This window comes from Clostridium sp. DSM 8431 (assembly GCF_900116755.1).
GTDB lineage: Bacteria > Bacillota > Clostridia > Clostridiales > Clostridiaceae > Clostridium.
The window spans coordinates 1-7,179 of sequence record NZ_FPBY01000165.1; the positions used below are offsets into that span (position 1 = coordinate 1).

The following is a 7,179-nucleotide window of genomic DNA, read 5'->3' on the forward strand; positions in this document are numbered from 1 at the left end:
AAGTGAAAAAAGTATTAATAGATATCTAACAATAATGTTAATAAACTATACTTATTGCAAAATGTATTCTAATAATTCTTATCACTTCAATACTGGATATAAATCTGCTAAGAAGGATCTACAAAAATCTAAAGTAATATTTATCTATGAAGCTGCCGCAAGCGGTACGCCGATAGAAGAAATTTTTGAGTCATTAAAAATAGCTTAGGATTCTGTTTGGTTACTTGACTGTAAAATTTTTCAAGCAAAAATGCACTATCATAGTTTTATAATTTTATACACTATATTTTTCCAAAAAACAAAGTGGCTGACGCCACGCTTTTCAGCACAGTAAGCAGCTTTGTTTTGCCATGCAAAAGGTTCTAAAAGTAAAATAATTTCATATTAAAATACAATTTAATTATTTTGCTTTTTGGTTCTTTAGCGGCACTATATTTTTGTTTTTAACGCATTGGAGAACTTACATACCAAAAAGCTTGTAATAATCAGTGTTCACTGTTAAAGAAATTCTAAACTTTCCTATGCGTTAAAAAAACTACTGCACCAAGTACAGTAGTTACATGCATATTTTTATTATTCAAGCCTTCCAGCTAAGTTACCTGTTGAAAATGCAATTTGAAGATTATATCCTCCTGTTTCAGCATCAACATCAATAACTTCTCCTGCAAAATATAAGTTTTTAACTTTTTTAGATTCAAGGGTAGAGGAATTTATATCTTTAACAGAAACTCCTCCACTAGTTACCTGAGCAGCTTTAATAGTTAGCATTTCTCTAGCAGTAATATTCATCTCTTTTACAAGGGATAAAAACTTATTTTCACTTTTCTTCTTAATATCAGAAGCCTTTACACCTGAAAACTCACACATATCTCCTATTTCCTTAAGGAAATTTTGAGGTAGAAGTCCCTTTAAATTATTCATTACATCCCTATGTATATTCTCTCTCATTATATTACTTATCTCTTCACGACTTTTATCTGGAAGAAAATCAAGAGTAAGTACAACCTCACCATTTTCCAAAGCCTTATTTATATAAGATGAAAGCTTTAATATAGCAGGACCAGATACACCAAAATGGGTAAATATCATATCTCCTCTTTGCTCAAATCTCTTGTTTTTCACCTTTGCCTTTATAAGTACATCCTTCATTGATATACCTTGAAGATTTTTAATAAATTCTTCTTTAATAACAAGAGGAATAAGAGCTGGATATTGTTTTTGTATCTTATGTCCGTATCTTTCTAATATAGGATACATACTTCCATCTGATCCTGTCTGAGGATAGCTTTTTCCTCCTGTTGCTATTATTACCTTATCACCATATATCTCTTTTACTCCGTTAATTATAACCCCTTTAATTGCACTATCTTGAACTATTAAATCTGTAATTTCAGAGTTATATATAACAGAAACTTTTTTTCTCTCTAAATCTTCTCTCAAAACATTAATTACATCATCAGCTTTATCACTATCTGTATATATTTTTTCATCAGCTTCAATTTTATACTTAAGACCATGCTTTGAAAAATAATCTAAAACATCTCTATTAGTATATGTATAAAAAGCAGAGTATAAGAATTTCTTATTTGTAACAACCTTTTCAAGCATCTCTAAAATATCTCTATTATTAGTTATGTTACATCTTCCGCCTCCTGTAAGTCTTAACTTTTTACCTATAGAATCAGTTTTTTCAATAAGTACCACTTCATTATTTTCAGCTGCCTTTAAAGCCGCCATAATGCCAGATGGTCCTCCTCCTATTACAATAACCTTCATGATATATATCCCTCTCTTTTCTTATATAAGCTAGATAATATAATACTACAAAATTAAGTGACAGTCCAAATTTTATATTTAGCTACTGGAACTTACTCAGCGAACGAAGGTGAGTCGAGTTTCCTTTTCCCTTGTCCAAATTTTATATTTTGCTATTGACACTTACTTAGGGAGCACAGTGAGACTTAAGTCTCCTTTTTCCACGACAAAAAACTTTCCTTTAAAAAATCAATTTAAAGGAAAGTTTATTATGAAAATAACTATTCTCTATCTAACTTTTGAAAAACTCTCATCATAATTTAACCCAAAATTATTATCCCAATACACATTACCATAAAGCTTCAAATAAAAAGCATATTTAATATCCTCTTTAGACCTTCCAGTATCTAATGTAGCCTTCCAAAGTTCTGTGTTATCATTATAATTTTCAACCTTAACAAGCTCAATATCACTTTTAACATTTCTCCAATTATCAGCTGTGTAGTGTACAAATAATTTTTTCTTATTTTCATATTTCTTTACTCTAAGATATACTTCATTAACACCTGAAGATCTTATGGCACACATAGGAGCTGTTCCTAAGGCTTCATCTGTATAATATTTTTTATTATTATCGTCTTTATATACCTTTCCATTTACTTCATAAGTAATAAAGTATTTTATGGAATCTATAGTATCAAGAGATACTTTAAAAATATCATAATTATTATCATTTAACTTATTTACATATACACCTTCTGCTTCCTTCCACCCTTGTCCATCATCATAATGAAGAATTACTTTCTTTTTATAATCTATATTTTTAACTCTAATATAGATATTATAATCATACTTACCATATCCTAAATATAAAGCATCATTGTAAAATAGTGACACATTCTCTTTGTTTTTCTCCGCCATATCCTCTTCTGAGTAATTTAGTGTCTTCTTTTCAAATTCCATTTTAACTACTCCTTTATTAATCAATTTAGCCATTTATGCCGTTAATTAATATATATGTAGTTATGTAAATAAATAGAACTAGCCTTAATAATTAATCTATCTTATAACTGGGCAATTTATATCCCTTTTAAAAAGCTCTCCCTTAACTGCATAAGAAAGACACTTAAGTCCCCCTCTGCATTTATCAGATTTATAACATTTTTTACATTCTGTTGGCACTTCATTATCTTTTAATTCTTCAATAAGTGTACTTTCCTCATATAATTTAACAATGGATTTTTCTAAGGTATTTCCTATAACAATAGGCATTCTTCTACAAGGCAGTAAATCTCCATTTGCAAGTATAGTTAAAAGAGTAATTCCTGCACTGCAATGATATATAGTATTGCATCCCCCCATAAACATCAAAGCTCTATTAGCCCTTATTTCTGTAGCGCATTTTTTATTATTTTCAGCCTTTATGGACTCATTATTCATTATTTTTGCCATTTTCAAAAATTCTTCTGTACTTAGTATATCCTCACAGGTACCAGTTGGAATTAACCTATCAGCCCAAAAGACCTTAACCTTTTCTTTTTTTACAAGCCTTATTACAGATTTAAGTTTATGTACATTCTTTTTATGAGCAGTAAAAGCAACCATAGATATTATATTATATTTATTTAATAATCTTATTCCATTAATAGCCTTCTTAAAATTTCCTTTTCCTCTAATGCTATCATGCATTCTTTTTGTTCCATCCAAACTTATCTGTACGAAGGATAAGTTTTTAAAATCCTTGAGTCTTTTTACCATATCTTCATCTAAAAGAGTTCCATTAGTTAATATACCAAAGGTAATATTATTTTCTTCAAATAGGCTTATTACTTTGAAAAAATCTGGGTGAAGAAAAGGTTCTCCACCTGTAATATTAATATGACCCTTAAAATTATTTTTCTTAATATACTCTAAATAATCACAAAATACTTTTTTTATTTCTTCAAAACTCAAATCATTTTTATAATCTTCTTGATAGCAATGGATACATCTTAGATTACATTTATGAGTAATATGCCATTGCAAGACATGCTTTTCCATAAATTAATCAGCACCTCCACCACCACAGCTAGAGCAACTTGAACAGCTAGAACAGCTAGAGCAGCTACTTCCACTACTTGAATTATTAGTATCAGGATTTATAAAATGATGAGAATGATAGTCCATATAAGAAAATATATCATTATAATAATAGCTATTATATCTACAGTCATTCATATAATTTGTTTCCTTCACTGTTGTTGATAATACATGAGTTGCCATATAATACAAATTATCTATATCAATATAATTATTCTTCTCATAATTTTTCAAAATTTCTCCCATATCACTAGTATAAGCTGATGAGCATCTCTTAAAATATACTCTTAATATATTAATTTTTCTTTTAAACTTTCTTCTAAGCTTTATAATATCTATTGATTCATAGCTATTAACAAATTTATTTAGAGTGTTATTATCCTTTAAAGCCTCTAAAAGTTTATCCATAGACACATATTTGATACCATTTTTACTTACCTCAGCATTTGAATCCAACACCTTTATAAAATAGCTTTCATAACTTTTTAAGTTATATCCTAAAGTGTCTTTTATAAATATGTTTTCTTTATCTACAGATATAATATCTTTTCTCAAAAGCTCTAAGAATATAAGTTTAAATTCATTCATTTTTATCCTTTTAACCTTCAAGATTTTAACTACTTCAAAAGGAGTTATATTATTGTCTTTTAATTCAAACAAAATGCCTTTTACTTTTTCTTCATCTTTAGAAGATACTCCATATATTATTAAATCTATAATTTTTTTAATCCCTCTTAAAACGAATAAACCAATAACAAATAATACACCTAAAATAGCAAAATTAAAATTATTATCATCCTCTTTTTCAGTATTATCTGCATTACTATCTGTTTCTACTACAGTATTTAAATTGTTAGTAAACATACCTTTATCCATGGCTAAATTAACTTTAATCATGCCTGAGCTATTTTTCTTACTTAACTCAGTAAAGTCATCATAAATATTGTATTTCATGCCAGAATCATATCTAACATCCATTTTTCCTGCTTTAGGACTATATATATTGATTTTTACCTCATTAATTTTCTTTGAAAAATCCTTTCCTACAAACCTATAACAAAAAATTGCATTTCCTTTATCATTTATTTTAACTACATTCTTTAAAACATAGCTATTTGTTAAATTAACCTTAGAAGTATCTGATTCTCTAAAGTACCAAGCATATTCTACTAAGTCTTCAGATTCTATAATGCTGTATGTTCCTTCTGGTCTTCCATTTGTATCTTCAGTTTTAATACACTCTAAGCCATTATAAGTAAAGCTTTTAAAATCTATTCCATTAAATTTTTCTATATCCGGAAGATCTTTATTTCTACTCAAATAAAATCTTGTAAAATCTCCCTTCTTAAAATTAATATCCCAATTTTCAGTAACATAAGCATCTCCATTTTCCTGAAGTTCAACATTAAACTGAACTCTTTCAACATTATACTTTTTTTCTTCTGCATAAGCTATTTTATTGATACCAAAAAATAGAATTGCCATACACATAATTAATACTTTAAATATTCTTTTCATTTTGTTATATCCCCCTAGCAAGTATTATTTTTCAATAATTATGTAAATAATACTTGTATTATAATAAATTCTATAATATTCCATCTACAATTTTTTATTAAATTTATTTATACATTCTCTACAGATACATGCTTTACCCTTTAAATATTCAGGAATTCTATCTATAAGCTCTTTAGGAACTGTAACCTCTTCACACCAGCATCCTTCATGAATTTTTCCTGCCGCATAGGCGCAGTTATTTGATTTACCACACAAAGGGCATATACCTTTATTCACTTCCAAAATCTCCATCTCCTTAAAAATAATTTATTATATTCTATCATAAAACTAAGCTAAGTAATAAAATTCTTACAATAATGTAACATTCGTTACAGACAAACTTAATAATATATGTATAATTAAATCAGACTTAAAAACAGGATGTAATGCCATGGCTTGTGGATGTACAGCTGAAAAAACTGGGAAAGAAATCGTTGACAGATTAAGAGAAAAGAGGAAAGCTAATTTAAAATTAAATACTCCTTATGAAATAAAATGTGAATGTGGACAAGATGTTACTATGAATACTTTTGTTACTGTATGTGATAATTGTAAAATGACTTATGCAATAACTCCATGTTCTCAAGATGATATAAACAATATCAAAGTTGCAGGAATTAATTATTAGCCATTAGTTTTTAAATTTTATATATAATAGCCTCTAGATAATTTTAAAAATTATCTAGAGGCTATATTTTTTCACTATTTATCTTTTATCATACCATTTTCTAAATTGGGTTTTATCATATTACTATATTGATATTCCCAAAGAGTTTTAGACCCCTTAGCTGTATCCTTATTTCTCTCTAAAATTTGGCTAAGCTCTACTCCTCTTTTTCCCCAGCTCTTTCCTCCAATTAAGGCATTAAGCATACAAGGCTGTATATTATCCATAGCACACGCAAACTTAGCTTCAGGAGTTAGCCCTTCTTCAAACTCTTTCCAAAGACAAAAAAACTTTTCCCCTTGATCTTTAGGTAAAATTGCAAAAATTCTATCTGCTGCTTTTTCTTCTCTTTCCTTTTGAGTTTTCTTTGCTTCTTCATCATAAGCATATGTATCTCCTGCATCTATTTCAACTATATCATGTATTAGCAGCATGCTTATAGTCTTTAACACATCTATCTCTTCATTAGCATACTCACTTAAAAGCAAAGTCATAACAGCCATATGCCAAGCATGCTCTGCATCATTTTCTTTTGTTTTTCCATCTGAAAGATAGGTTTGTCTTTCAATAAACTTTTCTTTATCAATTTCTCTTATAAAATCAAATTGCTGCTTAAGCCTTAAATTATTCATAACTTTAGCCCCCGTCTAAATTTATCTTAGTTAAAAGTAAACTTCTCACATCTAATTATATCATCAATTTTAAATGATGAATCTTCCTCTCTGATAATAGTAAATTTTCTATAATCATATCTATCTTTCCAAACCTCAATTACTTTAAGTGAAATACTATTTTCCTCTGACTTTGGTTCTGAAATATCTTCACCCAAGAAGTCCTCCATTTCCGTTGCCAAAACCTTATAAAACTTTATAAAGCATGTTTAATTCCTTATTCAACCTGTCTGATTTTGTAATGAATAAATTCATATACTACTCTCATTTGATATAACAGTCCAAAGGCGTAAATTCGGGTACAACGCACCCTACATATCAGCAATATCTTGATAGTGATTAACTTGCTAATTCGTATCTACTAAGATTAATACTTGCATTATAGTCTCTATTTATATTTAAACCGCAAGAACATTTATATATTCTATCTTTAAGCTTCAAGTCTTTTTT

Annotated in this window: 9 protein-coding genes and 1 pseudogene; 2 read left to right on the plus strand and 8 right to left on the minus strand. The window is 28.3% G+C overall.

Features of this window, described 5'->3' with window-relative positions; all coding sequences use genetic code 11:
- Positions 1-208: pseudogene (locus tag BM384_RS13865) on the plus strand (IS701 family transposase); the annotation flags it as partial.
- Positions 209-573: 365 nt separating this feature from the next.
- Here BM384_RS13865 and BM384_RS13870 read toward each other — a convergent pair.
- The 5 genes from BM384_RS13870 to BM384_RS13890 all read right to left on the minus strand — a co-directional run bounded on the left by BM384_RS13870 (position 574) and on the right by BM384_RS13890 (position 5,643).
- The gene (locus BM384_RS13870) at positions 574-1,785 is read right to left on the minus strand and encodes a BaiN/RdsA family NAD(P)/FAD-dependent oxidoreductase (RefSeq protein ID WP_175537394.1); all 1,212 of its coding nucleotides are present in this window, start codon (positions 1,783-1,785) and stop codon (positions 574-576) included.
- A gap of 258 nt (positions 1,786-2,043) precedes the next feature.
- Complete coding sequence (locus BM384_RS13875; protein WP_175537392.1) at positions 2,044-2,718, minus strand: carbohydrate-binding protein; 675 nt, start codon at positions 2,716-2,718, stop codon at positions 2,044-2,046.
- A gap of 96 nt (positions 2,719-2,814) precedes the next feature.
- The gene (locus tag BM384_RS13880) at positions 2,815-3,795 is read right to left on the minus strand and encodes a radical SAM/SPASM domain-containing protein (RefSeq protein ID WP_090014463.1); all 981 of its coding nucleotides are present in this window, start codon (positions 3,793-3,795) and stop codon (positions 2,815-2,817) included.
- A gap of 3 nt (positions 3,796-3,798) precedes the next feature.
- The gene (locus BM384_RS13885) at positions 3,799-5,352 is read right to left on the minus strand and encodes a DUF2207 domain-containing protein (RefSeq protein WP_090014464.1); all 1,554 of its coding nucleotides are present in this window, start codon (positions 5,350-5,352) and stop codon (positions 3,799-3,801) included.
- Positions 5,353-5,436: 84 nt separating this feature from the next.
- Positions 5,437-5,643 (minus strand): cysteine-rich CWC family protein, encoded by a 207-nt coding sequence (locus BM384_RS13890; RefSeq protein ID WP_090014466.1) that lies wholly within the window; start codon positions 5,641-5,643, stop codon positions 5,437-5,439.
- Between the two features lie 139 nt (positions 5,644-5,782).
- On the opposite strand from BM384_RS13890, the gene BM384_RS13895 reads away from it, so the two are divergent.
- Complete coding sequence (locus tag BM384_RS13895) at positions 5,783-6,019, plus strand: hypothetical protein (RefSeq protein ID WP_090014467.1); 237 nt, start codon at positions 5,783-5,785, stop codon at positions 6,017-6,019.
- A gap of 74 nt (positions 6,020-6,093) precedes the next feature.
- Here BM384_RS13895 and BM384_RS13900 read toward each other — a convergent pair whose 3' ends face one another.
- From BM384_RS13900 to BM384_RS13905, 3 genes are all read right to left on the minus strand, one after another.
- A complete protein-coding gene (locus BM384_RS13900; RefSeq protein WP_090014469.1) occupies positions 6,094-6,690 on the minus strand; it encodes an HD domain-containing protein in 597 nt (198 codons plus the stop codon).
- 26 nt (positions 6,691-6,716) lie between these two features.
- Entirely contained in the window at positions 6,717-6,887 is a 171-nt protein-coding gene (locus tag BM384_RS17760; RefSeq protein WP_175537393.1) for a hypothetical protein, read from the minus strand.
- A 181-nt stretch (positions 6,888-7,068) separates the two neighbouring features.
- A partial coding sequence (locus tag BM384_RS13905) for a zinc ribbon domain-containing protein (RefSeq protein WP_139232125.1) occupies positions 7,069-7,179 on the minus strand: 111 nt, incomplete at its 5' end.

Excerpts from the sequence above, each read along its gene's own strand:
- BM384_RS13875 (WP_175537392.1), bottom strand. The coding sequence starts at position 2,718 with ATGGAATTTGAAAAGAAGACACTAAATTACTCAGAAGAGGATATGGCG.
- BM384_RS13880 (WP_090014463.1), bottom strand. The coding sequence starts at position 3,795 with ATGGAAAAGCATGTCTTGCAATGGCATATTACTCATAAATGTAATCTA.
- BM384_RS13885 (WP_090014464.1), bottom strand. The coding sequence starts at position 5,352 with ATGAAAAGAATATTTAAAGTATTAATTATGTGTATGGCAATTCTATTT.
- BM384_RS13890 (WP_090014466.1), bottom strand. The coding sequence starts at position 5,643 with ATGGAGATTTTGGAAGTGAATAAAGGTATATGCCCTTTGTGTGGTAAA.
- BM384_RS13895 (WP_090014467.1), top strand. The coding sequence starts at position 5,783 with ATGGCTTGTGGATGTACAGCTGAAAAAACTGGGAAAGAAATCGTTGAC.
- BM384_RS13900 (WP_090014469.1), bottom strand. The coding sequence starts at position 6,690 with ATGAATAATTTAAGGCTTAAGCAGCAATTTGATTTTATAAGAGAAATT.